Origin of the sequence: Streptomyces sp. NPDC050610, from assembly GCF_040654875.1 — a bacterium.
Lineage (GTDB): Bacteria > Actinomycetota > Actinomycetes > Streptomycetales > Streptomycetaceae > Streptomyces.
This window is the reverse complement of the sequence record NZ_JBFAIV010000006.1, coordinates 1-25,214: the sequence shown is the minus strand read 5'-3', so window position 1 is coordinate 25,214 and position 25,214 is coordinate 1. Positions and strand designations below refer to the sequence as shown.

Sequence of the window (25,214 nt, the reverse complement as noted above, 5' to 3'; positions counted from 1 at the left end):
CGTGCTGCTTCTGGACCTATGGCCGCAGGCCTACGCTCTACGACCTTCGGCCTTCGCCCATCGGCCTCTCAAGGCTGCGTCGTATTGCCAGCCTCCGCCTCCCGCCGCTCCCCGATCATCCGGTCCAGCAGCTCCGCGGCGGCCACCGCGAACGAGGCGTCGTTGAGGTGCGCGTCCACCTCCCGCAGCTCCACCGCGCTCCCCCCGATGGCCCCGCGCAGCGCGTCGAGCCCCGCCTCGTCGGCGGCCGGATCGTGGAACGGGCCGCCCTCGGCGTCCACCGCCGAGACGCCGCCAAGCGGCCACAGGACCGCCGCCGGTCCGTGCGCCCCGGCCAGCTTCCGGCCGATGGTGTCGCCCAGCGCGGCCATCTCCTCGGCCGTGGTGCGCATGAGGGTGACGGTGGGGTTGTGCACCAGGAGGCGGCGGTCGGCGAAGCGCGGCGGGACGGTGTCCGCGGGGCCGAAGTTGACGGCGTCCAGCGCGCCGGGCGCCACCACCTGCGGTACGCCCGCGCGCCCGGCCGCGGTGAGGCGGTCGGGTCCGGCGCTGAGGACGCCGCCGACCAGTTCGTCGGCGAGTTCGGTGGTGGTCAGGTCGAGGACGCCGGCGAGGAACCCGCCCGCCGCCAGTTTCTCCAGCGCCCGACCGCCCGAGCCGGTGGCGTGGAAGACCAGCACCTCGTAGCCGAGCGCGTCCAGCCGGGCGCGGGCGGCGTCGACGGCGGGCGTGGTGATGCCGAACATGCTGGCGGCGATCAGTTCGCGCCCCGGCGCCGGCGGTGCGCTCAGGCTCAGCTCGTACGAGCGGGCCATCCCGGCGGCGGCGGCGACCGCGTTGCCCAGGACCAGCCGGGAGACGGTGTTGATGCCCGCGACGTCGACCACGCTGTACATCAGGGTGATGTCGCTGCTGCCCACGTACGGGCCGACGTCCCCGGCGGCCATCGTGGACACCAGCAGCTTCGGCACCCCGATCGGCAGCGACTGCATGGCCCGCGCGGCGATGAACGAACCGCCGCTGCCCGCCACGGCCAGCACCGCGTGCAGCCGGCCCTGCCGGTGCAACTTGGCGATCACCCGGTCGGCGCCCTCGGCCATGGCCCGTACCGCCGCGCCGCGGTCCCCGCCCGTACGCAGCGCCGTCACGTCGTGTCCGCCGGCGCTCGCGACCGTGGCGGCGTCGACGTCACCGGGGAACGCGCCCTCGGGCAGCGGCATCACTCCGGCGTCGACGACCACGACCTCGCAGCCCGCCCGACGGAGCCGCTCGGCCAGCCACGCGTACTCCGCGCCTTTGGTGTCCAGCGTCCCGAGCAGCACCACGCTCGCCATGTCCTTCTCCTTTGAACGGACGGTCGACGGCCGGTGAAGGGCCGGTCGATGCTCCGATCATCGACCGGCCGCGGACCGCCGCCCAAGACCACTTCGGGCGAATTGGCCTGGAGCGCGCAGACGGACGCGTAGAGGGACACGCAGACGGACGCGCAGATGGACGCGTGGATGGACGCACAGACGGACGCGGAGAAGGCCCCGGAGACGGACGCGCAGGTGGACGCGCAGATGGCCCCGGAAACGGATATGCAGGGATACGCGATGCGGAGCCAGCGATGATGTCGGGCATGGACCGTATCCCTCCCACCCGGCTGTCGCGGCTGCTCACCGGATGGACCAAAGGCGGCACGGAAGCGCTGCCGCGCCTCCTCGCGGACGCGCTGCGCGAACTGGCCCAGCGCGGCGACGTGCCGGCCGGCACCGTCCTGCCCGCGCAGCGCGTCCTGGCGGCGGCGCTCGGCGTCAGCCGTTCCACGGTGACGGCCGCGTACGGGCAGCTGGAGGCCGAGGGCTGGCTGGAGAGCCGGCAGGGCAGCGGGTCGCGGCTGCGCGGCGCGGGCGCGGCCGACGCGCCCGCGAGCGAGGGGCGGCTCGCCGGGTTCGGGGCCCGGGACGGCGGCATCGACCTGTCCAGCGGGGCGCTGGACGGCCTGCCCGCGGTGGCCGACGCCGTACGCGGCCTGCCCGCCCGGGACCTCGCGGCGGCGCTGCTGGACGACGGCTATCTGCCGTACGGGCTGCCGGCGCTGCGCGAGGCGATCGCCGGGTACCACCGGGACGCGGGCCTGCCGACCACGGCGGACCAGATCCTGGTCACGGCCGGTTCCCAGCAGGCCGTATGGCTGATCACGCAGGGGCTGGTGCAGCCCGGTGACAGCGTGCTCGTGGAGGACCCGACGTACCGCGGGGCCCTGGAGGCGCTGCGGGCGCGCGGGGCCCGGCTCATCCCGCTGACGGCGGCCACCGAACCCGCCGCCCTCGGCCGCCTCGTCGGCCACATCCGCCCCCGGCTGTTCTACGTACAGCCGGCGGTGCACAACCCCACCGGCCGGGCCCTGGACGCGCGTACCCGGCAGGCGTGGGCGGGCGTGCTGGCCGAGCACGGCCTGTACATCGTGGAGGACAACTCCTACGCGGAACTCGACCTGCGCGACGACTCCGCGCCCGGCTCCCTCGCCGGCCGGCTGCCGCCCGCCGGCGCCGCGACCGTCGGCACCCTGTCCAAGCTGTTCTGGGGCGGCCTCCGGCTCGGCTGGGTACGCGCGACCCCCACCGTCATCGCCCGGCTCGCCGAGATCAAGAAATCCGTGGACCTGGCCTGCCCGGTCGTGGAGCAGCTCGTGGCCGTACAGCTCCTCCAGCGGCTCCCCGAGGCCCGCGCCCTGCGCCGCGCCCGGCTGCGCGACCGGCTGACGGAGACCGAGCGGCTGCTACGGGCGCGGGTCCCCCACTGGCGCTGGGAACGCCCGGCCGGGGGCTCCGCCCTGTGGGTGGAGATCCCCGGCGCCGACACCGAGGCCACGGCTCAACTCGCCCGCAGGGCAGGGGTGTTCATCGTTCCCGGCCCCGCCTTCTCCGCCGTGGACGGCTTCCGCCACCACCTGCGGCTGCCCTTCGCCGACGCGGACGGGAGGCTGGAGAAGGCGCTGCCGGTCCTGGCGGCCTGCGCGGAGCAGAGCCGGGCGCGGTGACCGTCCGGGCGTACCGCCGTCAGTCGCTGGTGAGGATGACGAGCCGCTGGGTCGCGCGGGTCATCGCGACATAGCGGTCGACGGCCCCTTCGATGCCGTCGCCGAACCCCTCCGGGTCGATGAGGACGACGAGATCGAACTCAAGCCCCTTCGACAGCTCGGGGGTGAGCGACCGGACGCGGGATGACGCCTGAAGCGGCCGGAGTTCGGGGCGGCCGATGACGCAGGCGATCCCTTCGCCGTCGGCGTGTTCGGCGAGCCAGGTGTCGAGCACCGAGTCCAGGTCGGCGACGGACCCGTGGACCACGGGGACGCCGCTGCTGCGGATGGAGGCCGGCACGTTGGCGTCCGGGAGGACGGCGCGGATCGCCGGCTCGGCTTCCGTCATGACCTCTTCCGGGGTGCGGTAGTTGATGCCCAGGGACGCCACGGTGATCCGGTCGAGCCCGGCCCGTTCCAGCCGTTCCCGCCACGGCTCCGTGAAACCGTGCCTGGCCTGGGCGCGGTCGCCGACGATGGTGAAGCTGCGGGAGGGGCAGCGCCGCAGCAGCATCTGCCACTCGGCGTCGGTCAGCTCCTGCGCCTCGTCCACGATGATGTGCGCGAACGGTCCGGCGAGCAGGTCCGGTTCGGGGCTGTCGAGCGCGTCCTCGTCGATGAGGGTGTCCTGGATGTCCCGCCCGCGCAGCATGCCCACCGCGCCCTGGCTCTCGTCGATGTCGCTGTCCTCCAGGATGTGCGCGATGACGTCGGCCCTGCGCTCGCGTTCGGCGGCGACGGCGGCCTCGCGCCGGCGCTTGCGCACCGACGCCTCCGGGTCGCCGAGCCGCTGCCGGGCCGCGTCCAGGAGCGGCAGGTCGGACGCCGTCCACGCCTGGGCGTCGGCGCGCTGGAGCGCCCGTATCTCCTCGGGGGTGAGCCAGGGGGCGCATTTGCGCAGGTAGGCGGGTACGGTCCAGAGGTCGCCGACGAGGTCGTTCGCGTCGATCATCGGCCAGGCGCGGTTGAGGGTCCTGATCAGGTCCCGGTCCTGGCGCAGGGACCTCCGCAGCATGTCGGGGGTGGGCGCCCCGCCACTGCCGCCACCGTCCTCCTCGTCGGCGCGGTCTTCGTCGACGCTGCCCTGATCGACGCTGTCCTGGTCGACGCTGTCGTCCTTGTCGATCAGGATCGTGAGCAGCGCCTCCAGGATCTGGTCGCGGGCCTCGTTGTGCGGGGTGCCCGGTTCCACCGCGTCGAAGGCGGCGGCCCAGTCGCCGGCGCTCAGCCAGATGTCGGACCAGTGGCTGGAGACGGTCATCCCCTCGGCGGGCGGCTCCTCGTAGATGCCGACGGCCGGTTCGATCGCCTTCACCAGGCCCGCGGAGGACTTCAGAACGGCGACGGCCGGATCGGCCTCGACCGCGGCCGCGGCCCCCTCGGCGACGAGGTCGCGCAGGACGCAGGTCTGTACGCCCTCCTCGCCGAGGCTGGGCAGGACGTCGGAGACGTAGGCCAGGTACGGGCGGCTGGGCCCGACGAACAGCACGCCGCCCCGCCGGTGGCCGAGGCGCGGGTCGGAGTAGAGGAGGTGGGCGGCGCGGTGCAGGGCGACGACGGTCTTGCCCGTACCAGGGCCGCCGTCGACGACGAGGGCGCCGCGGGAACCCGCCCGGATGATGGCGTCCTGGTCGGCCTGGATGGTGGCGAGCACATCGCGCATCCGGTCCGACCGGTTGCCGCCCAGGCTCGCGATGAACGCGGACTGGTCGTCGAGCGCGGCGTGCCCCTGGAGCCCGTCGGCGGTGAAGACCTCGTCCCAGTAGTCGCTGATACGGCCGCGGGTCCAGCGGTACCGGCGACGGCTCGCCAGCCCGAGCGGGTTGGCGTGCGTGGCGGCGAAGAACGGCTCGGCCGCGGGCGAACGCCAGTCGAGCAGCAGCAGCCGCCCCGTGCTGTCGGTGAGGCCGAGCCGCCCGATGTACACGGGCTCGGGGCTGTCCGCGGGGACGATGTGCCCCAGGCACAGGTCCAGCCCGAACCGGCGCAGGGCCCGCAGCCGCCCCGTCAGCCGGTGCACCTCCGCGTCCCGGTCCATCGCCGCCCGCCCGATGCCGCCGGGCGCTCTGCGCGCGTCCGCGAGCCGGTCGGAGAGTTCGGCGATCGTCTCCTCAAGGCTCTCCGCCATGGCCGCGAAGTGCCGCTCGTCGCCGTCGATCAGCGACGGGTCCGCCTTGGCGGAGAGGTGGTCGGGAAGGTCGAAGGCGCTGGTGGCCTTGGTGGACCTGATGGCTTCGGCGGGCCTGGTCGCCTCGGCGGACCTGGTGGCCTCGGCGGGCCTGGTCGCCTCGGCGGGCCTGGTCGCCTTGGTGGTCGGGGAGCTCATGCCACCGCCCCCTCGACGCCACCACACACCCCATAAACCGACAACAAAATGCGCACTTCTCGAATCCCCCATTTAGTGAAGTTCCGTCCTCGGTCCGGGGATTCTGCCCCACCCCCGGGGCCTTGCCGCAAGCCCCCCAGTGCGCTATATGTTGAGAGTGGCAAGGGGTGGGTTTTCCTCCTTGCCTTTCTTGTTGCTTTCGCCGAATTCCCCTACGACCAGCTACGGCCAACTACGACCAACTATGACCAGCCACGACAGTTGCGACGGTTGCGACAGTTGCGGCCAGTCAGGCCGTGGCGCGGCCACGCCGAAGAACCGCGTGCGGCGTGTTCACGCATAACGCCATGGATGGGGGCGGCTGTTGAGCCACACACAGTGGAAGTTGGCGCGGGAGCGCAAGATCGCCGAGGGGTACGTGGAATCCCCCGAGGTCGAAGCCGCGCGGACGGAGATCCGCCTGGCGTTCGACCTCGGACAGGCCGTCCACGACCAGCGCGTCCAACTGGGCATCTCCCAGGCCGAACTGGCCGATCGGGCCCACATGACCCAGCCCCAGATCTCCAAGCTCGAACTCGGCGGGACCGTCCCGACGCTCCCCTTGCTGGCGCGGCTCGCGAAGGCACTGGACGCGTCGCTGAACATCGCCCTCGACGGCGACATCTCCACCGTCGCCTTCACCCCGCACGCCGCATAGGCGCCGCCTGGACGCACCGGGGCTGGGCAATCGCCGGCGGCGAATGCTGACGCGCGTGCGTGGGACGATTTCGAGGCGTGTTGTGGATTCCCCGTACCGAAGTGCCCGCCCCTACCGAAGGACGAGCGTTCATGCGCGACGAGACGATCAGCGGATTTCTGGAACAGCTCGCCGGGCGGGTGCCCGCGCCCGGTGGGGGTGCGGTCGCGGCGCTGCACGCCGCGCAGGCCGCGGCGCTGCTGGGCATGGTGGCCCGTTACAGCACGGGGGAGAAGTACGCCGCGCACGCCGCCGTCATCGGGCGGGTCACCGCCGGGACCGACGAGTTGCGGGAGAGGGCGCTGCGGCTGGCGGAGGAGGACGCCGCGGCGTTCACGGCGGTCACCGACGCGTACAAGCTGCCGAGGGACGGCGACCAGGCGAAGGCCGCGCGTTCGGCCGCGATCGCCGAGGCGCTGGTCGGCGCGGGGCGGGCGCCGGCCGCCGTGATTTCCGTGGCGGCGGACGTCGTCGGGTTCGCCGAGGAGTTGCTGCCGGTCGGCAATCGCAATGTCGTCACCGATGTCGCGGCCGCCGCCGAGGCCGCCCGCGCCGCCGCGACCACCGCCCGCGTGAACGTGGAGATCAACCTCGGCGGCATCAAGGACGAGCGGGTACGCGCCGAACTGACCGCCGAAACCGACCGAGTCGACGCCGTCGCCGCCCGCGCCGAGCAGGTAACGGCCGCCGTACGCCAGGAGATCGCCAAGTGACCGCAGCACCCCCTGGCCAGCGAGGAAATGGCCGAGTGACCGCAGCACCCCGGACCGGCGAGGAGATCTCCAAGTGACCACAACTCCCCTGCCCGGCAAGGCACTCGCGGCCGCCATCCGCGACGAAGCCGCAGCCGAGGCCGCCGCCCTCACCGCCGCCGGTACGCCGCCGCAGCTCGCCGTCGTCGTCGCGACGGCCGACGAGTCCAGCGCCTGGTACGTACGGTCCATCGCCAGGGCCGCCGCGAAGGCCGGCATCGGCTGCGACGTCGTGGACCTCGGCGAGGACGCCGCTCCCGACGCCATCCGGGCGAAGCTGGCCGAGCTGTCCGCCGACGCGGGCGTGCACGGCGTCATCCTCCAGACGCCGCTGCCGGACGGGGCCGCGCTGGAGGAGCTGGCCGGGGCCATCGCGTTCGAGAAGGACGTGGACGGCGCCAATCCGCTCTCCCTGGGGCGGCTGGCCGCCGGGCTGCCCGCGTTCGCCCCGGCGACCGCCGAGGCCGTCGTACGGATCCTGGACCACCACCGCGTCGAGCTGACCGGCCGGCACGTAGCGGTCGTCGGCCGCTCGAACGTCGTCGGCAAGCCCGTCGCGCATCTGCTCCTGGACAGGAACGCCACGGTCACGGTCTGCCACTCGCGCACCAAGGACCTCGCGGCCGTCACCTCCGCCGCCGACGTGGTCGTGGCCGCGGTGGGCCGGGCCGGGCTGATCGGGGCCGAGCACGTACGGACCGGGGCCGTGGTCGTGGACGTCGGCACCAATCCCACCGAGGACGGCGGGCTGACCGGCGACGTGGACGCCGCCTCCGTCGCCGGCCGCGCGGGCGCCCTCACGCCCGTACCCGGCGGAGTGGGACCGGTGACCACGGCGCTGCTGCTGCGGCACACCGTACGGGCGGCGGCCCGGCGCTGACGTCCCCTTCCCGTCTTGCGGGGACTGGGCCTTGCGGGGACTGGGTCTTGCGGGGACTGGGCTAATTCATTGGCATATCCGCCCATTTGTTGTGATGCTCGGTCCATGCCCCGCGCCTTCGAAGAACTCGTCGCCGAAGCCGACTCCGTATCCGTCGACGGCTGGGACTTCTCCTGGCTCGACGGCCGCGCCACCGAGCAGCGCCCCTCCTGGGGGTACCAGCGCGCGATGGGCGAGCGGCTGGCGCGGGCGAGTGCCGCGCTCGACGTCCAGACGGGCGGCGGCGAGGTGCTCGCCGGAGTCCCGGAGCTGCCCGCCCTGATGGTGGCCACGGAGTCCTGGCCGCCGAACGTCGCCAAGGCGACCGCGCTGCTGCACCCGCGCGGCGCGGCCGTCGTCGCCGACGAGGACGAGCCGCCGCTGCCGTTCGCCGACGGAGCCTTCGACCTCGTCGTCAGCAGGCACCCGGTCACCGTGTGGTGGGAGGAGATCGCCCGCGTGCTGCGGCCCGGCGGCACGTACTTCTCCCAGCAGGTCGGCCCGGCCAGCGTCTTCGAACTCGTCGAGTACTTCCTCGGGCCGCAGCCCGAGCACGTACGGCGCACCCGCCACCCCGACGACGCCCGCCAGGCGGCCGAGGCCGCCGGGCTGGACGTCGTCGACCTGCGCTGCGAGTCCCTGCGGACCGAGTTCCACGACATCGGCGCGGTGATCTACTTCCTGCGGAAGGTGATCTGGATGGTCCCCGGATTCACCGTCGGGCAGTACCGGGACCGGCTGCTCGAACTGCACGGGCTGATCCAGGACGACGGCCCCTTCGTCGCGTACACCACGCGCTTTCTCATCGAGGCCCGTCGTAAGCGTCCGTAGGAGCGGTTGAGCGGTTGAGCGGGGGCCGCGACTACGGGCTTACGGGCCACGGTCCTCCGCATCCCCCGCCTCCTCACTCCAGCGACACCAACTCCGCGTACTCCTCGCTCCACAGGTCCTCCGTGCCGTCCGGCAGCAGCAGGACCCGGTCCGGGCGCAGCGCCTCGATCGCGCCCTCGTCGTGCGTGACCATCACGATCGCGCCGGGGTACGAGCCGACCGCCGCCAGGACCTCGCCGCGCGAGGCCAGGTCGAGGTTGTTCGTGGGCTCGTCCAGGAGCAGCACGTTCGCGCCGGAGTGCACCAGCCCCGCCAGCGCGAGCCGGGTCTTCTCGCCGCCGGAGAGCACCCGGGCCGGCTTGTCGGCGTCGTCCCCGGTGAAGAGGAACGAGCCGAGTACGTGCCGGGCCTCGCCGTCGGTCAGGTGCGGCGCGGCGTCGGCGAGGTTCTCGCGGACCGTACGGGCGGGGTCGAGCGTGTCGTGCTCCTGCGCGAAGTAGCCCAGCCGCAGCCCGTGTCCCGGCACGATCCGGCCCGAGTCGGGCCGCTCGCGCCCGGCCAGCAGCCGCAGCAGGGTGGTCTTCCCCGCGCCGTTGAACCCGAGGACGACGAGCCGGCTGCCGCGGTCGAGCGCCAGGTCCACGCCGGTGAGCACCGGCTGGTCGCCGTACGCCTTGGCGAGGCTGACCGCGGCGAGCGGCAGCCGGCCGCACGGCGCGGGCTCGGGGAGGCGGATGCGGGCGGTCCTCTCGGTGCGGCGGGCGGGTTCGAGGCCGGCGAGCATACGGTCGGCGCGGCGGGCCATGTTCTTCGCCGCGACCGCCGTCGACACGTGCGAACGCATCTTGTCGGCCTGGGTGTGCAGCGCCGCCGCCTTGCGCTCGGCGTTGGCGCGCTCGCGGGTGCGGCGGCGCTCGTCGGCGTCGCGCTGGGCGAGATAGCCGCGCCAGCCGGTGTTGTACACGTCGATCGCGGCGCGCGCCGGGTCGACGTGGAAGACCCGGTTGGCGGTGTCGGCGATCAGCCCCGTGTCGTGGCTGATCACCACGAACCCTCCCCGGTGGCCCGTCAGGAAGGTGCGGAGCCAGCCGACGGAGTCGGCGTCGAGGTGGTTGGTGGGCTCGTCCAGCAGCAGCGTGTCGTGGTCGGCGAAGAGGATGCGGGCCAGTTCGACGCGGCGGCGCTGACCGCCGGAGAGGTCGCCGACCGGCCGGTGCATGACGCGGTTCGGCAGCCCCACCCCGGCGGCGATACGCGCCGCCTCGGCCTCGGCCGCGTACCCGCCCCGGGCCTGGAACTCGGCCTCGGCACGCGCGTACACGCCCATCGCCCGCTCCACGGCGCCGGGGGCCACGGCCTCGCCCATCGCCGACTCGGCGGCCCGCAGCCCCCGTACCGCGCGGTCCAGGCCGCGCGCCGACAGGATGCGGTCGGTGACGGAGGCGGCGGGGTCGGCCGCGCGGGAGTCCTGCGGCAGATAGCCGAGGTGACCGAGGCGGGTCACGGTCCCGGCGGCCGGCCGGGCGTGCCCGGCGAGGGTCTCCAGCAGGCTGGTCTTGCCCGCGCCGTTACGGCCGACCAGGCCGATGCGGTCGCCGGGGGCGATGTGGAAGGAAACGTCGGACAGCAGAAGACGGGCGCCGACGCGGACGTCGACACCGCGAACGGTGATCATGTAATTACGCTCCGGAGAAGCTCAAGGACACACGGGTGGCGGGGAAGCGTGTGTCCTGAGCTAGGAAATGCGGGGCGTAGACATGTCATTCACTCTAGGCGCGCCGTCCCGCGAGCCGCATCTGGTTTCCGAGCACCCGCCTGCCGACGGGAACACCTCGCCCGCGTGTCATACCTGGGTATCACCTCGGATTCACCCCCGTGGCGGGACTCCCTCCGGGCCCTCCCGCCGTAGCGTGAAGACGTCCTTGACCAGCAGCGATACCGCCAGGAGTGGTCAGCCTTGACCGTCATCACGCAGTCCCCGAGCGCGTCCCCCGCCCGCGAGGCGGATACCGGCCGCCGGCCTGCACGAGGCATGGCGCCGACGGCGCTCCGCTGGATCGGGCGCCCCCTCGTGCGCGGCGCGCTGTGGCTGCCCCTGGCCACCGCGGCGGCACCGGCCGCGCTGGTGGGCGCGGCTCGGGCGGCGGCGGGCTGGCAACGGGCGCTGGCCGGGATGGCGGATGTCCAGAGGGCGCGGGCCAGGGCGGCGGAAGGCCAAGAAGCACCGGCCGGGGCGAGGGCCGGAGCGGCGGCCGCCGAAGGGGCACAGCGGCCGAAGGCGCGCCGCGTGTTCGGGTACGCCCTGCTGTCGCTGCTGCCCGCGCTGGTGTCCTTCCTGCTGGTCGCGCTGTGCGCCTACTCGGTCTACTTCGGGTTCCTGTATCCGCTGCGGCCCGATTCCATCGCCGCCATCGGCCACCCGTTCACCGCGGACCCGATGTTCCACGCCACATGGGGTGGGCCCACCCTGGTCGGGGCCTGGGCCGCGCACGCGACCGTCGGCGCCGCCGTCTGGGCCGGCAACCTGCTGCTCCTCCACGCACTGTGCGCCCTCCAGACCCGGCTGGCCCGACGGTTGTGCTGAACCCCGCAGGCCGCTGTCCGCGACCCGTCTCACCTGCGGGCCGCAACCGGCCCCCGTACCGCGTCCCCCGCCGTCGGGTGCAGCCGCAGCGCTCCCGCCACCGTGCCCACGCACACGAGCGCGAGCAGGCAGAAGGCCACGCCGTACGCGGTGGTGGCCGTCGGGCGGCCGGGGAGCCAGTCGCCGATGGGGCCGCCGGCCCGGAGGGCGACCGTGGCGGCGGCCACGCCGAGGCCCGCCCCCATCTGCTGGGCGGTCGCCAGGAGCGTGTTGGCGTGCCGCAGGCGCTCCGGCGGTATGTCGCTGAAGGCGATGGTGGAGTACGCGGTGAGCCCCAGCGACCGGGCCACGCCGCTGATCAGCGCGATGGCGGCGATGACCGCGATCGGCATCGCGCCGGTGATGAACGCGGACGCCACCATCGCGGCCCCGAGCCCGAACCCGGCGGCCAGCAGCAGCGGGCGGAAGCCGTACCGCTTGAGGAGCGGCGTCGTCGCGGGCTTGATCCCGATGTTGCCGATGAAGACGAACAGCACCACCACGCCGGACTTCACCGCGCTCCAGCCCAGCGCCTCCTGGAACAGCAGCGGCAGCAGGAACGGCACCGAGCCCACGGCGATCCAGAACGTCGAGCCGCCGGACACCGAGGCCCGGAACGTCTTGATCTTCAGTGTGCTCAGGTCCACCAGCGGGTTGTCGCTCCGCAGCAGATGCCACACGGCCGCGCCGAGCAGCAGCACCGCGGCCCCGCCGGTGACGAGCACCGAGCCGATGCCGGCGGAGGTCTCGGACAGCAGGTGGGCGGTCCAGGTCAGCGCCCCGAGCCCGGTCGAGGTCAGGGCGACGCCCAGCCAGTCCAGGCGCGGCGGGGCGGTCCCGGCGGGCGTGGCGGGCGCGGCCTCGATCAGCCGCCGGGCGACGACGAAGGCGACGACGCCGAGGGGGATGTTGATGAGGAACATCCAGCGCCAGTTCGCGTATGTGGTGATCAGCCCGCCGATCAGCGGCGCGATGACGGGCGCGACCAGGCCGGGCCAGGTGATGTACGCCATCACGCGCGGGAGGTCCGGCTTCTCGGCCTTGGCGACCACCATCAGCCGGCCGACCGGCACCATCATCGCGCCGCCGGCGCCCTGGAGCACCCGCATGGCGACCAGCACGCCGAGGTCGGTGGCGACGGCGCAGGCGAGGGAGGCGAGGGTGAAGACGGTGATGGCCGTCAGGAAGACGCGCCGCGCCCCGAACCGGGCGGTCAGCCAGCCGCTGAGCGGTATCAGCACGGCCAGCGTCAGCAGGTAGGCGGTGATGACCAGGCTGATCGCCGTCGGCACGACGCCGAGCGAGGCCCCCATCCGGGGGGCGGCGGTCGCCACGATGGTGCCGTCCAGGTTCTCCATGAAGAAGCAGCCCGCCACCAGGAGAGCGGTGTTGCGATGCTGTGCGTGAATCATCAGGTCCCGTCTCTTCCTTGAATTCCCTTCATCGTCGAAGCCGGGACCATGAACCACAAGGTCCGAATCAGCAAGCCAGCGTTGCGCGCCATGCATCCCTAAGAGCGCTGGTCAGCGGCCTACGGCTGCCTACCATTGCTCCCCATGCAACTACCCGACATGAATCTCCTGCCGGCCCTGGACGCCCTGCTCCGCGAGAGCAGCGTGACCGGAGCCGCCGCCGAGATGAACGTCTCCGCCTCCGCGATGAGCCGCACCCTGGGCCGGCTGCGCCGCGTGGTGGGCGACCCGCTGCTCGTACCGTCCGGCCGCGGCCTCGTCCTCACCCCGCGCGCCCGCGCACTCCAGCCGCAGGTCGAGGCCGCGCTGGGCCAGGCCCTGGCCGCGCTGCACCCGCCGCGCCCCGTCGACATCGCCACCATGCGGCGGGAGTTCACCATCCGTACCAACGACGGGCTGGCCGTCGTGCTCGGCGCCGCGCTGACCTCGCACGTCGTACGCGAGGCCCCCGGCGTGCGGCTGCGCGTCCTCCCCGAGGGCGACGAGGACCCCGCCGACCTGCGCGACAGCGTCGACCTCGACATCGGCTCGATGCACGAACTGCCGCACGACGTCCGCAGCGAGTTCGTCCTCCACCACCACTACGTAGCCGCCGCCCGCGCCCACGCGCCGTACGCGCGCGAGCCGCTGACCGTGGACCGGTTCGCCGCCGTCCCCCACATCACGGTCTCCCGCCGCGGCCGGGCCAAGAGCGTCGTCGACGACCGGCTGCGCGAACTCGGCCTGCGCCGCGACGTCCTGGCGACCGTGCCCACCCACAGCGCGGCCTGCTTCCTCGCCCTGGAGACCGACGCCCTGGCCCTGGTCCCCTCGGCCTTCGCCGCCCGCGCCGCCCGGTTCATGCCCCTCGTCGTCTGGAACATCCCGCTGTCGCTGCCCCCGATCACCATCGAAATGGCCTGGCACCTGCGCGTCGACGCCGACCCGGCCCACCAGTGGCTGCGCACCGTACTCGCCGGGCTCGCGGCCAGTGCCGTCAGCGGCGGCGGCGGTGGCGGTAGCAGCAGCGGGTCGAACGGAGCGAACGAGACAGACGGGGCGGACGCCTGAGCCGGTACGGGCGGGGCAGCCGAGCTGGTACGGACGGGGCGGTCGGCGTCGTGACGGGCGCGGCCGCCGAGCCCGTACGGCCCGCATATCGGCGGTCGGCGCCCCATAAACCATTACCCACGTCCTACCCGATGACCGGGTTCGAACGGATACGGTGCTCGCATGGTGAACGACCGGGCCGGGAGCGAAGAGCACGGGTACGGGCTGCTGATGGCCGCGGTACCCCCCTCGAAACAGCCCATGGACGCCACCGCCGCGCTGCACCAACTCGCGGCCGTACCGCCCACCGTGCTGCTCGGCACGCCCTTCGCGTCCGTCGTCCAGCTCGTCAGCCCCGACGCCCCGAACACCGTCCTCACCCACCTGCGGACGGCCGCCGCCGCGCCCGGACCGCTCCTCCTCTACCTGGCCGGCCACCTCCAGCTCGACCGCAAACAGCAGTTGCCGCACCTCGCGTTGGCCCGTACGACCGCGAGTACCGTGCGCTACACCGCGCTGCCCTGGCACTGGCTCACGGCCGAACTGCGCGACCGGCCGCCGGGCAGCACCACCGTGCTCGCGGACCTGGTCGCCGACGAGGCCGTCTGGCAGCGGCTGACCGACAAGCCGGGCTTCCTGTCCGGCCCGTACGCGCTGTACGGCACCGTCGCCCCGCCGCCCGCCCGCCGCCGCGACCGCCCGGTGCCCGCCTACAGCCAGGCCCTCGCCACGCTGCTGCGTACGAGACCCGAGCGCCCGCCGGTGGAACAGCTGCACCACGAGGCGGCGAACCACGCCGGGCTCGCCTCGGGCCCCGGCTACCTCCTCGCCAGCACCCCGCACGCGTACACGGCCCCGGAGCCCGCCGGTTCCGAGCCGATACCGCGGCATCCGGAGCCCGCGCCGGACCCTGGCCGGCGGCTCGACATCCCGGCGCCCGCGCCGGGTCCGGACCCTGCCTCGGCCCCGGAGTCCGCTCCTCGTCCGCACCCGGAGCCGCATTCGGAGCCGCGCCCGGAGCACACGCCCGAGCCGTCATCCGGACCGGTCCCCGCGTCGTCCTCCGGACCGGTCTCCGGGCCGGCCCCCGACCCGGTCCCCCGGCCGCGCCCCGAGCCCCAGCCCCATCAGTCCCAGCCCCAGCCCCACCAGCCTCATCCCGCGCCGCGCCCCGAGCCCCACCCCGAGCCCCACCCTGATCCACATCCGGCCATACTCGAAGCCGCCCACGCCGGCCGGCACAGCGAGGCCGCCGCGATGGCCGCCGCGTGGGAGCAGGAAGCCTGGCGGGCCCACGGCCCCGGCTCGCTCGACGTCATCCACTGGACCGAGGTACGAGCCGACCTCGCGCGCCTGGCCGAGGAGCCCGCCAAGGCGTGCGGGCTGTGGATGCACGCGGCCACGCAGCGCATGAACGCCGGGCAGCCGGAGACCCACCCGGAGGTCCAGGCCGCCGCCGACCGCGCCCACCACTGCTGGCAGCAGGTCGTCGACCCGAGGGCCGTACGGGCGCTGGGCCCCGAACTGATCGACCTGCGCACCCGCGTGCCCGGCAGCAAGGAAGGCGCGCTGCAAGCCGTGCGGCAGCGCATCGCGAACCTCGACGACAACGCTCCGGTGGCCTGAGAGCGCGAAGAGGTTTCCGCGAGGCGCTACGGACATCGGACATACACCCGTCACACGTCTGTGCGTATACACGCTACGTATAGTCGTCTCCCATGGCCTCTCCCGACGCATCGGCGCACACTGCTGCCACCACGCACCACACGCCCCTCGCGCCGGGCCCCGGCCCCCTCGCCGGACCCGCCCTCGTACGCCCCTTCGCCCGCCTGCTCGTACCCGCCGTGCCCGCGCTGCTGTCGCTGGCGCTCGGCCTGTGGGGGGTCGGCCGGGAGCACAGCATGTGGCGCGACGAGGCGGCGACCTGGCAGGTCGCCCACCGGTCCGCCGCCGACATCGTGCGATTGCTCGGCACCACGGACGTCGTGCACGGCCTGTACTACCTGTTCATGCACGCCCTCTTCGAGATATTCGGCGACAGCCTGCTGACCCTGCGGCTGCCCTCGGTGCTGGGCGTGGCCGCCGCCGCCGGGCTCACCGCGGCGACCGGCCGCCGGCTCGCCGGGAACTGGGCGGGCCTCTCGGCGGGGCTCGCCTTCACCGTGCTGCCCGTGGTCCAGCGGTACCAGCAGGAGGGACGCTCGTACGCGCTGGTCACGGCGTGCGTCGCGGGGGCGACGTGGATGCTGGTCACCGCGCTGCAGCGCAGGAGCCGCCGGCACTGGTGGGGCTGTGCGGCGCTGCTGCTGGTGGCGGCGCAGCTGAACTGGTTCTCGCTGCTCGCGCTGCCGGCCTTCGCCGTGACCGTGGCGATCGCGGTGCGGCGGGGCGCGCGCCGCACCGTACGCGCCTGGGCGCTGCCCGCCGCGGTCGTCGTGCTCGGATCGCTGCCGCTGATCCTGGCCAGCCGCTCCCAGGCCGACCAGGTCTCGTGGATAAAGCCGCCGACCCCGGCGACGCTGATCGGGCTCCTCGCCATGGCGGTGGTCGCCGTGGGCGCCGCCTTCGTGCCGCATCCGCGCTCCGGCCCGGCGACGACCGCTTCGGTGGCCCTGCCGCTGCTGCTCGTACCGCAGGCGGCGCTGATACTGGTCTCGCTGGTCAAGCCGGTGTACGTGGACCGGTACGTGGTCTTCGCGCAGACCGGCGCGGCCCTGATGATCGGCCTGCTGCTGGCGTTCGGCGCCACGGCGGTGCACGCGCGGTGGCCGCGCGTACGGCCCTGGGCGCCGATCGCCGCCGTGAGCGGTATCGCGGTGGTCGCGCTGCTGCCCGTGGAGACGGGGCTGCGCGCGTCGACGAGCCGCGTCGACGACGTGTTCGCGCCGGCGGAGGTCGTCTCGGCGGTCTCCCGGCCGGGCGACGGCGTCCTGTTCATACCGGCCGCCCGCCGAGACACCCGGCTGGTCTCCCCCGACCGCTTCCACGGCCTCAACGACCTCGCCCTCACCGAATCCCCGCTCCAGTCGCGCACCCTCAAGGGCGAGGAGGGCAGCCCCGCGCACATACGGTCGGCCATCCTGAAGTCCTCCCGGATAGTGCTGATCACCGACGCCAAGCCGTCCTCCGGCGCCGCCCGCCGCGACGTCGCCAAGCGCCGCACCCTCGCCGACCACTTCGTACGGCACAGCGACACGGTCGTACGGGGACGGCGGGTGGAGGTGTACGAGAAAAAGGCCGACGGGCGGCCTGCCGGCAGATAAGGCTTCATGCAAACTGGGGCAAGGTACGCGAAAGGAGGCAGGGAAGCGGCTCCGACGCCCGGATACGCGGCCCTGGCCATTCCCATGGACATCACCCTTCGGATCGCCCAGCAGCCCGACGCCGACGAACTGCTCGGCCGCAGCCCGCTGGCGGCCCTGGTCGGGATGCTGCTCGACCAGCAGGTCCCGATGGAATGGGCGTTCTCCGGGCCGCTGACCATCGCCCAGCGGCTGGGCGGCGACGACCTGGACGCCCACGAGCTCGCCGCGTACGACCCGGACGCGTTCGCCGAACTCCTGAAGGCCAAGCCCGCCGTGCACCGCTACCCGGGCTCCATGGCCAAGCGCGTGCAGCAGCTCTGCCAGTACCTGGTCGACCACTACGACGGCGACGCGGCGGCGGTGTGGCGCGGCGTCGACAACGGCAAGGAGCTGCTCAAGAGGCTCAACGAGCTGCCCGGCTTCGGCAAGCAGAAGGCGCAGATCTTCCTGGCCCTGCTGGGCAAGCAGCTCGGCGTACGGCCACAGGGCTGGCGGGCGGCGGCGGGCCCGTACGGCGAGGAGGGCGCGTACCGCTCGGCCGCCGACATCACCGGGCCCGAGACGCTGAGCAAGGTCCGCGCCCATAAGCAGGCCCTCAAGCAGGAGGCCAAGCAGGCGGCCGAGGCCAAGAAGTCCTGACGCGCGCCGCGCCCGCACTGCGGCGCGGGCGCGGGGGGCGGGTCCTGCCGTACGCCAGTTCGTGATCCACAGGCTGTGCATAACGAAGCCCACTCCGCCCGCGCCCGCCATCGATCGCGTTAACTCGTTTGTGTCGAATGGCTTTGCAGGGAGTCGAAGGGAGCCGAAGGGGGTCGAAGGGAAGTGCCTGCGGACAGGTCCGCGGGGGACGGCTTCGGCGTAGAGACACGGAAACGCGGAGGCGCGGGCAGCCGTGGGGGCGTCCGGCGGGGCACCGTCGGAGGGCGCGGGGGCAGCGTTGGCGGTCGGCGGTCCTCGGGGGCGGGCCCGGGGCTCTCGCTCACGCGCCCCGGCGCAGGTATCGCTCCTGGTATACGGCTGATTGTCGCCTTCGCACTCTTGCGCCATGGCTGCGCCGGGAGCCGCTCGCCCGGTAGGCTTTCCGTGTGATCTTCAAGCGCATCGGAAACGGGCGGCCGTACCCCGACCACGGCCGGGAGAGCACCCGCCAGTGGGCGGATGTCGCTCCTCGGCCGGTACGCCTCGACCAGTTGGTGACCACCAAGGGCCAGCTGGATCTGGAAACGCTCCTCGCGGAGGACTCGACGTTCTACGGCGACCTGTTCGCCCACGTCGTGAAGTGGCAGGGCGACCTGTATCTGGAGGACGGGCTGCACCGCGCGGTGCGCGCCGCGCTCCAGCAGCGCCAGGTGCTGCACGCCCGCGTGCTGGAGCTCGGCTGAGCCGTCTGCCGATCCGGCCCCGGCACGCCTGACGCATTATCGGGTACGGGCGGAGCGGGCCGGTATTGGCCCTTTCGGGTTGGGCTGTACGCAACCCATTGATCATTTAGTAGGCATCGGTACCGGCCCGCACTACGCTGCGGCCATGAGCATGCTCACCCCTCCCGGCATGGGCGGAAAGTACCGCATCACGGGCAATCGCTACCCGCATATGCGCCGCCCCCGAAACCGCCGCAGGATCGCTCTCGCCGTGGCGGGCGCGGTAGCCGCGCTCGGCCTCGTCGGGTGGGGGACGCTCCAGCTCATCAACGTCTTCACCGGCGGAAACGGCGCGAACGGCGGAAACAGCACGGCACAGGCCGCCCAGGGCAAGAGCGACGACTGCGCGAAGAGCGGCGACCGGCCCCGCGCCCGCCCGGCGGCGGCGCTGCCGAAGCCCGGCGCGATCACCGTCAACGTCCTCAACGCGACACCGCGCGGCGGCCTCGCCAAGTCCACCGCGGACGAGCTGAAGAGCCGCGGGTTCAAGGTCGGGAAGGTGGGCAACGCCCCCGCCGAGTACGACAAGAAGGTCAAGAGCAGCGGGCTGCTGCTGGGCGCGCCCGCGGCCGCCGACGGGTCGCTGAAGGTGCTCGGCACCCAACTGGCGGGCGCGCAGGTCAAGAGCGACGCGCGCAAGGGCGCGGACGTGGACCTGATCATCGGCTCGGAGTTCAAGAGCCTGACCGCCAAGAAGGACGCCGACCAGGGCTTGACCGCACTGTCCGAGCCCCAGCCGACGCCGTCGTCGGCGAAGAAGTGCTGACGCGGCGCTGATACGGCACTCGTACGGGCGTACGGGCGTACGTACTGGCCGACGCACGGACGGGCGCGCCGCCGATGAGCCGGTGACCGGCGAGGCGTCAGGGGTCGGGAGTCAGACGGCGGCCAGGGCCTCGATCCGCCGCAGGACCCGCCCGGCGCCGTCGTCCAAGCCGATTTGGTGGGCCAGTTCGGCGGCGCGGCGGCGGTAGCCCGGCTCCCCGACGGCGGCCCGGATCGCGTCGCCCAGGCGCTCGGCGGTCAGCTCACCGAAGGGTACGGGGGCGGGTCCGGCCCCCAGCCCGTACACGCGTGCCGCCCAGAACGGCTGGTCGGCCATGACCGGGACCGCGACGGTCGGGACCCCGGCCCGCAGCCCCGCGGCCGTGGTGCCCGCGCCCATGTGGTGGACCACGGCGGCCGTCCGGGGGAAGAGCCAGTCGTGCGGTACGTCCCCGACCGTGAGGAGCTGGTCCCCGGCCACGTCCAGACCGGCCCAGCCGGCCTGGACGACCGCGCGGGCGCCCGACCGGCGCACTGCCTCCACGATCAGCGGGCCGAGCCGTTCCCCGAGGCCGGGGGCCATGCTGCCGAAGCCGAGGAAGACGGGCGGCGGGCCGGCTGCCAGGAAGGAGAGCAGTTCCTCCGGGGGCTGCCAGTCGGGGGCGGGTTCGGGCCACCAGTAGCCGGCCATGTCGACCTCCGGCGGCCAGTCGTCGGGCCGGGGAAGGACGGCCGGGCTCACGCCGTGGCTGATGGGCCACCCCTCCTTGCCCTGCCAGCGCCGCCACGCGCGGTCGACCGCGGACTCGGGCAGCCGGAGCCGCCTGCCCAGGCGCGGCAGGACCTCGGCGTAGAGGGCGTGGGCCCCGTCGAGCATGCGCTCGCCCGCGGCCCGGTTGCCCAGGGAGCCGCCGGGGCCGTTCGTGGCGGCTCCCGGCAGGGCGAAGGCGTCGTTCGGTACGGCCGGCGCGAGGTAGACGCCCATGCTGGGCAGGCCCAGCCCTTCGGCCACCAGACAGCTCAGGGGCGCCTGGCCGAGGCTTGAGAGGATCACATCGGCGCCCTGTTCGGCGGCCTCGGCCACCCCCTCGCCCAGGTCGCTCAGGAACGCGGCGGTGACCCGCTGCCTCTCCGCCTCGGACCGGCCCGCCGTACGGGCCCGTATCAGCTCCTGCGGGTCACCGGGCACCGTACGCACGTCGAAACCGGCGGCGCCGACCATGTCGGCGAAGGTGTGGTGCGTGGCGAAGGCCACGTCATGGCCCGCCTCGCTCAGACGCCTGGCAAGCCCGGTATAGGGAGCGACGTCGCCCCGCGATCCGGCTGTCACGACCATGATCCGCATGTGGGCAGCCTAATCGCCGGTGGCGGGGAGCCGGAGGGGGCGAGGCACGGACGAGACACGGGCGGAACGCGGGCGGGAAATGGACGGGGCCGTTCACCGTCCGACTTCGACGGTGAACGGCCCCATGCGTGATGCGTGAGCGATCCGGTTCGGCTAGCCGGCGGTCCCGTACATCCGGTCGCCCGCGTCGCCCAGCCCGGGGACGATGTAGCCGGACTCGTCGAGGCGCTGGTCCACCGAGGCAGTCACGACGGTGACCGGGGTGCCCGCGAGCTCCCGCTCCATGACCTCGACGCCCTCGGGCGCGGCCAGCAGGCAGATCGCGGTGACGTCGTCCGCGCCGCGCGAGATCAGTTCCTTGATCGCCGCGACGAGCGTGCCGCCGGTGGCGAGCATGGGGTCGAGTACGTACACCTGCCGGCCGGAGAGGTCTTCGGGCATCCGGGTGGCGTACGTGGACGCCTGGAGCGTCTCCTCGTTGCGGATCATGCCCAGGAAACCGACCTCGGCGGTGGGCAGCAGCCGGACCATGCCGTCGAGCATGCCGAGCCCGGCGCGCAGGATCGGCACGACGAGGGGCTTCGGGCTGGAGAGCTTGACGCCGGTGGTCGCGATCACCGGGGACTCGATGTCGACCTGTTCGGTGCGCACGTCACGGGTCGCCTCGTAGGCGAGCAGCGTGACCAGCTCGTCGGCGAGGCGCCGGAAGGTGGGGGAATCGGTGCGCTTGTCGCGCAGCGTGGTGAGTTTGTGCGCGACCAGGGGGTGGTCGACGACGTGAATCCGCATGACATCGACAGTAACCGAGGCCAGAAGGGGCGTCGCTCCCTGGTGAGGGGTCGGCGACCTGGCTTCCGCGCCTCCTCCGCGCCTCCTCCGCGCCTCCTCCGCGCCTGGTCTGTGCAGCTTCTGTGCCGCGCCTGCGCTACTCCTGCGCTGGCATCAACCCGCTGATTGGGGGAAAAATTGCGAGGAGAAAACGAGAGAAAGGAGAGGGGAAAGGGGCGGGAAAGGCGAAAGTGGCCACGTAAGCCATGTAGGCCGCGTAAGCCGTGTAAGTCATGTAGGCCCGGTCGGTCGCACCGGGCGGGAACCTCGGCCCGAGGCGGTGTGTCCTATGGCTGACCGAGACGATCGGCGGGACGACGACGCCCGGGATGAACGGCGGGCCAGGCGTTGCGGAAATGGCCCGGACGCGGACGGGTCGAAGGCAGGCGGCGCGGGCGCGGGTGACACGGGCGCAGGCGGCGCGGGCGCGGGTGACACGGGCGCAGGCGGCGCGGGCGCGGGTGACACGGGCGCAGCCGGGGCGGGCGTAGGCGGCACGGGCGTAGGCGAGGCCGGGCCCCAGTGGATGGTCACGAGGGACAGGACGCCCCGTTCGGCGGACGCCCAGGCCGATTTCCCCGAGAATCTTGAACCCTCCGAAAACACCGAGACCTCAGTGAATTTCGCGCCGGGGAGTCCCGAGACGACCGAAACTACTGGGACTCCCGAAACTGCCGAAACTGCCGGGAGGCCCGAGACTTCCGAGTCGGATGCCGACCGGCGGCGCAGACGGGCGCAGTTTCTCCGTGAGCTGAACGAGGCGAAGGAGCTGCGCGACCGGGTGCAGCCGCGCCGGGCCCGGGCGGCCCGAATGCGCCAACAGATGCGGATGCGTACGTTCCGGTGGTGAGCCGAGAGGGCCCCGAAAGGACCCCCGCACAGGTCCGTACGGGCGCAGCGTGAGCGACATCTCTTGGGACCGCCGCACGACGCAGCGCGGAAGACCTCTCGCAACGCGTCGCTTTCTGCCACGATTCCGAGTGGGCGGGGTGCGTTTCCCGCCCGGCCGGCACCGCCTATGACCAGTGGGAGAGTCACGGTGTACTTCGCCGCACTGCTCGCGCGCACCGAAGACGGGTGGCAAGCGAGCGACACAGAGCTCGACAACGTGGAGACGCTGTCCGATCTGGCCGACCTGGCCCGAGAGTCGGCAGTGGACGATGACACGGTGCTCGTGTTCATCGAACAGGAGGACGCGTGGTTCGCCGTCGTGCGTATCGACGGCGAGGAGGACCCACGGGTGTACCTCTCGGACGCCGCCGCGGCCACCCGCAGTTCGTACGGCGCGATGCTCGCCGATGAACTGCTCGGCCGCGACAACGAAGTGGACGACCTCGACAGCCTCGTCGACCTCGACGGCACGGAGGACGGGGAGCCCGAGGCGGACGACGAGGACGACGCCGCGGCCGCCGAAGAGCCGGTGCCGGCGGGCCCGCTCGGCGAGGGCGAGATCCTCGCGGACCTCGGTATGCCGGAGAAGCGGCTGAAGGCCCTCAGCGACGACGCGCTCGGCGAGATCGCGGACATGCTGGGCTGCACGGAGGTGCTGGAGGCGGTGCGCTGACGGCCGTGGCGCGGAGGTCGCCCACACTGGTGGCATGACCGCACCCGACCGCCGCCGCCCCTCCGCCGAGGCCCCCGTCGAGTCCCCCGAAACCGACCGCGCCCCGGACCACGACCCGGTCCGGGCACCTTGGCGTGCCGCGATGCGGCTGGCCCTGGCGGAGGCGGTACGGGCGCCGGAGACGGGCGACGTGCCGGTGGGGGCGGTCGTGCTGGGCCCGGACGGCACGGTGATCGGCCGCGGCCGCAACGAACGCGAGGCGACCGGCGACCCGACGGCGCACGCGGAGGTCCTGGCGGTGCGGGAGGCGGCGAAGGCGGTGGGCGAGTGGCGGCTGACGGGCTGCACGCTGGTCGTGACGCTGGAGCCGTGCACGATGTGCGCGGGCGCGATAGTCCTGTCCCGCCTGGACCGCGTGGTCTACGGCGCCCGTGACGAGAAAGCGGGCGCGGCCGGCTCCCTCTGGGACGTCGTACGCGACCGCCGCCTCAACCACCGCCCCGAAGTGATCCCCGACGTCCTGGCCCCCGACTGCGCCGCCCCCCTCACCGCCTTCTTCCGCACCCGCTGACCACCCTCGGTACCCCCGCCCGGTAACCGATTTCGGCCCACGGCCCACCGTCCGCTAAGCTTCATCTCGGTAGCGTGTCCGAGCGGCCGAAGGAGCGCGCCTCGAAAGCGCGTGAGGGGGCAACTCCTCCGTGGGTTCAAATCCCACCGCTACCGCTTGTAACACCCCTCTGATCTGCGGAGACGCGGTCAGAGGGGTGTTTTTTGTACTGCAAGCGCATCGGTGCTGCACAGACGGCGCGTTCGCAGCGGCGGACTGCCCATTCCCTTGAAAACACAGGGCTTCCGCGGACCCCCTCCGTGGGATCGGGCCCAGCGGATCCCACAGCAAGCACGGCCGGCCGACACATGCGCCGCGGGCCAAGCGAAGGGGGCCGAAGCGGAGGAACATCACGACGAAACGCCATGGCAGAGCCTGCACGCCAGCCTGGTGGAGGTGGCATGGAGGCGAAGGCCTGAGTCGCTCACGCGGCGGGCTCACCAGCAAGCTCCACCTGAGCGCAGACGGTCGCTGTCGCCCGCTGTCCATGGTCGTCACCGGCGGACAGCGGGCAGGCCACACCCAGCTCCAGGCGGTGCTGGAGAAGATCCGCGTCCCACGGCTCGGGCCGGGCAAGCCGCGCGACAAGCCCGACAGCTTTGCTGCGGACAAGGCATACAGCAACGGGCCGTGCCGCACCTATCTGCAGCGGCGCGGTATCCAGCACACCCACCCCGGAGAAGTCCGGCAGCCAGGCCGTGCGTCTGCGAAAGGGATCATGCGGCTGACGGCCCCCCGGCTTCGACGAAGAGCGGTACAAGAAGCGCAATACCGTGGAACGGGCGATCAACCGACTCAAGCAGTTCCGATCAGTCGCTACTCGGTATGACAAGCGTGGTTACGTCTACCTCGGCACCGCGACAGCAACCGCTGTCGTCATCTGGCTGCGAACATGACCGCACGAACAAGCCTTACCCAATGAGGGTCTCCTTCGGGCGGACCACGCAGAACTCGTTCCCCTCCGGATCGGCGAGCACAGTCCACGACTCGTTGCCGCTCTGCCCGATGTCCGCTCTGCGGGCGCCGAGTGCAAGGATCCGCTCGATCTCGGCCTCCCGGTCCTCTGCGGCGGACGTCAAGTCAAGGTGGAGGCGGTTCTTGACGGCCTTACGATCCGTCACCGGCATGAAGCAGATGCCCACCGGCGCCGTCTCATCCGGCCCGATCACCACCTCCCGCTCCCGCTCGGACAGGATCCGCCAGCGCAAGACCTCAGCCCAGAACCGTGCCAGGGCAGGCAGGTCGTGGGCATCGATAACGATGTGATGCAGAGATAAGGGCATGCCGGTCAGTGTGCCCCGTGATCGCCCGGACAAGCCCTAGCCTCGGCGTTTCAGTTGGGGCTGTTGGGCGGCTGAGCGGGGTTGTTTGAGGGCGCGTCGGCCGGTGGACATGGTGAGGGCCCAACGCGGGGTCGGGTTCTCCAAGGTCCTTGAGTCGAGGTGGGCGGGGGCGGCGAGTCAGCTGGCGGGGCGGGGCAGTGCGGCCAGGCGGTGGAATGCGGCCGTGAGCTCATGTCGCCAGGGCCAGGTCGCCGATATCCGAAGGCGGAGGCGGCGGCTGCCCCGGGTGATCCGGGCGGCGACGTGCAGGAGCCGGTAGCGGAGTTTCTTGGGTTCAGCAG

At 72.8% G+C, this 25,214-nt stretch carries 23 protein-coding genes and 1 tRNA gene; 16 read left to right on the top strand and 8 right to left on the bottom strand.

Annotated features, from left to right (window positions below; all coding sequences use genetic code 11):
• Positions 1-68: 68 nt before the first annotated feature.
• A complete protein-coding gene (locus AB0I22_RS09570) occupies positions 69-1,334 on the bottom strand; it encodes a Tm-1-like ATP-binding domain-containing protein (RefSeq protein ID WP_363130132.1) in 1,266 nt (421 codons plus the stop codon).
• 287 nt (positions 1,335-1,621) lie between these two features.
• Here AB0I22_RS09570 and AB0I22_RS09565 point away from each other — a divergent pair, with 287 nt between their 5' ends.
• Positions 1,622-3,025 (top strand): PLP-dependent aminotransferase family protein, encoded by a 1,404-nt coding sequence (locus AB0I22_RS09565; protein WP_363130131.1) that lies wholly within the window; start codon positions 1,622-1,624, stop codon positions 3,023-3,025.
• 19 nt (positions 3,026-3,044) lie between these two features.
• Here AB0I22_RS09565 and helR read toward each other — a convergent pair whose 3' ends face one another.
• On the bottom strand, positions 3,045-5,390 hold the full coding sequence (helR, locus tag AB0I22_RS09560; RefSeq protein WP_363130130.1) for an RNA polymerase recycling motor ATPase HelR: 2,346 nt from the start codon (positions 5,388-5,390) through the stop codon (positions 3,045-3,047).
• A gap of 364 nt (positions 5,391-5,754) precedes the next feature.
• Between helR and AB0I22_RS09555 the strand changes: the two genes are divergently transcribed.
• From AB0I22_RS09555 to AB0I22_RS09540, 4 genes are all read left to right on the top strand, one after another.
• On the top strand, positions 5,755-6,087 hold the full coding sequence (locus tag AB0I22_RS09555) for a helix-turn-helix transcriptional regulator (protein ID WP_363130129.1): 333 nt from the start codon (positions 5,755-5,757) through the stop codon (positions 6,085-6,087).
• A gap of 131 nt (positions 6,088-6,218) precedes the next feature.
• Positions 6,219-6,839: a cyclodeaminase/cyclohydrolase family protein gene (locus AB0I22_RS09550; RefSeq protein ID WP_363130128.1), complete on the top strand. Its 621-nt coding sequence runs from the start codon at positions 6,219-6,221 to the stop codon at positions 6,837-6,839.
• 73 nt (positions 6,840-6,912) lie between these two features.
• Positions 6,913-7,758 (top strand): bifunctional 5,10-methylenetetrahydrofolate dehydrogenase/5,10-methenyltetrahydrofolate cyclohydrolase, encoded by an 846-nt coding sequence (locus AB0I22_RS09545; RefSeq protein WP_363130127.1) that lies wholly within the window; start codon positions 6,913-6,915, stop codon positions 7,756-7,758.
• 105 nt (positions 7,759-7,863) lie between these two features.
• Positions 7,864-8,628, top strand: coding sequence for a class I SAM-dependent methyltransferase (locus AB0I22_RS09540; RefSeq protein WP_363130126.1), 765 nt, complete (start codon positions 7,864-7,866; stop codon positions 8,626-8,628).
• Between the two features lie 73 nt (positions 8,629-8,701).
• On the opposite strand, the gene AB0I22_RS09535 is transcribed toward AB0I22_RS09540, so the two are convergent.
• Positions 8,702-10,303 (bottom strand): ABC-F family ATP-binding cassette domain-containing protein, encoded by a 1,602-nt coding sequence (locus tag AB0I22_RS09535; protein ID WP_363130125.1) that lies wholly within the window; start codon positions 10,301-10,303, stop codon positions 8,702-8,704.
• Positions 10,304-10,585: 282 nt separating this feature from the next.
• On the opposite strand from AB0I22_RS09535, the gene AB0I22_RS09530 reads away from it, so the two are divergent.
• Positions 10,586-11,212, top strand: coding sequence for a sensor domain-containing protein (locus AB0I22_RS09530; protein ID WP_363130124.1), 627 nt, complete (start codon positions 10,586-10,588; stop codon positions 11,210-11,212).
• A 29-nt stretch (positions 11,213-11,241) separates the two neighbouring features.
• On the opposite strand, the gene AB0I22_RS09525 is transcribed toward AB0I22_RS09530, so the two are convergent.
• On the bottom strand, positions 11,242-12,663 hold the full coding sequence (locus tag AB0I22_RS09525) for an MFS transporter (protein ID WP_363130123.1): 1,422 nt from the start codon (positions 12,661-12,663) through the stop codon (positions 11,242-11,244).
• Between the two features lie 144 nt (positions 12,664-12,807).
• On the opposite strand from AB0I22_RS09525, the gene AB0I22_RS09520 reads away from it, so the two are divergent.
• The 6 genes from AB0I22_RS09520 to AB0I22_RS09495 all read left to right on the top strand — a co-directional run bounded on the left by AB0I22_RS09520 (position 12,808) and on the right by AB0I22_RS09495 (position 19,244).
• A complete protein-coding gene (locus tag AB0I22_RS09520; protein ID WP_363130122.1) occupies positions 12,808-13,773 on the top strand; it encodes a LysR family transcriptional regulator in 966 nt (321 codons plus the stop codon).
• A gap of 162 nt (positions 13,774-13,935) precedes the next feature.
• Positions 13,936-15,378 carry a hypothetical protein gene (locus tag AB0I22_RS09515; RefSeq protein WP_363130121.1) on the top strand — a complete coding sequence of 481 codons (1,443 nt, stop codon included), beginning with the start codon at positions 13,936-13,938 and terminating at the stop codon, positions 15,376-15,378.
• A 92-nt stretch (positions 15,379-15,470) separates the two neighbouring features.
• A complete protein-coding gene (locus AB0I22_RS09510) occupies positions 15,471-17,015 on the top strand; it encodes a glycosyltransferase family 39 protein (protein ID WP_363130120.1) in 1,545 nt (514 codons plus the stop codon).
• Between the two features lie 84 nt (positions 17,016-17,099).
• Complete coding sequence (locus AB0I22_RS09505) at positions 17,100-17,696, top strand: HhH-GPD-type base excision DNA repair protein (RefSeq protein ID WP_363130119.1); 597 nt, start codon at positions 17,100-17,102, stop codon at positions 17,694-17,696.
• 446 nt (positions 17,697-18,142) lie between these two features.
• Complete coding sequence (locus AB0I22_RS09500) at positions 18,143-18,439, top strand: type II toxin-antitoxin system VapB family antitoxin (protein WP_003955420.1); 297 nt, start codon at positions 18,143-18,145, stop codon at positions 18,437-18,439.
• Between the two features lie 145 nt (positions 18,440-18,584).
• Positions 18,585-19,244 carry a LytR C-terminal domain-containing protein gene (locus AB0I22_RS09495; RefSeq protein WP_363130118.1) on the top strand — a complete coding sequence of 220 codons (660 nt, stop codon included), beginning with the start codon at positions 18,585-18,587 and terminating at the stop codon, positions 19,242-19,244.
• Between the two features lie 111 nt (positions 19,245-19,355).
• Here AB0I22_RS09495 and AB0I22_RS09490 read toward each other — a convergent pair whose 3' ends face one another.
• Both AB0I22_RS09490 and upp read right to left on the bottom strand, forming a co-directional pair.
• Entirely contained in the window at positions 19,356-20,588 is a 1,233-nt protein-coding gene (locus AB0I22_RS09490) for a glycosyltransferase (protein ID WP_363130117.1), read from the bottom strand.
• 153 nt (positions 20,589-20,741) lie between these two features.
• Complete coding sequence (gene upp, locus AB0I22_RS09485; RefSeq protein ID WP_363130116.1) at positions 20,742-21,377, bottom strand: uracil phosphoribosyltransferase; 636 nt, start codon at positions 21,375-21,377, stop codon at positions 20,742-20,744.
• A gap of 1,078 nt (positions 21,378-22,455) precedes the next feature.
• Between upp and AB0I22_RS09480 the strand changes: the two genes are divergently transcribed.
• The 4 genes from AB0I22_RS09480 (at position 22,456) to AB0I22_RS09465 (ending at position 24,419) form a co-directional block, all read left to right on the top strand.
• Positions 22,456-22,980, top strand: a complete 525-nt coding sequence (locus tag AB0I22_RS09480) for a hypothetical protein (protein ID WP_363130115.1) — start codon at positions 22,456-22,458, stop codon at positions 22,978-22,980.
• A 34-nt stretch (positions 22,981-23,014) separates the two neighbouring features.
• Complete coding sequence (gene tadA / locus AB0I22_RS09475) at positions 23,015-23,551, top strand: tRNA adenosine(34) deaminase TadA (protein WP_363130114.1); 537 nt, start codon at positions 23,015-23,017, stop codon at positions 23,549-23,551.
• 68 nt (positions 23,552-23,619) lie between these two features.
• A tRNA-Ser gene (locus AB0I22_RS09470) sits at positions 23,620-23,706 on the top strand.
• A 149-nt stretch (positions 23,707-23,855) separates the two neighbouring features.
• Positions 23,856-24,419 carry a transposase gene (locus AB0I22_RS09465; RefSeq protein ID WP_363130378.1) on the top strand — a complete coding sequence of 188 codons (564 nt, stop codon included), beginning with the start codon at positions 23,856-23,858 and terminating at the stop codon, positions 24,417-24,419.
• Positions 24,420-24,501: 82 nt separating this feature from the next.
• On the opposite strand, the gene AB0I22_RS09460 is transcribed toward AB0I22_RS09465, so the two are convergent.
• Positions 24,502-24,873, bottom strand: coding sequence for a VOC family protein (locus AB0I22_RS09460; RefSeq protein WP_363130113.1), 372 nt, complete (start codon positions 24,871-24,873; stop codon positions 24,502-24,504).
• Between the two features lie 177 nt (positions 24,874-25,050).
• On the bottom strand, positions 25,051-25,214 hold a 164-nt coding region (locus tag AB0I22_RS09455), incomplete at its 5' end, for a transposase (protein WP_363130377.1).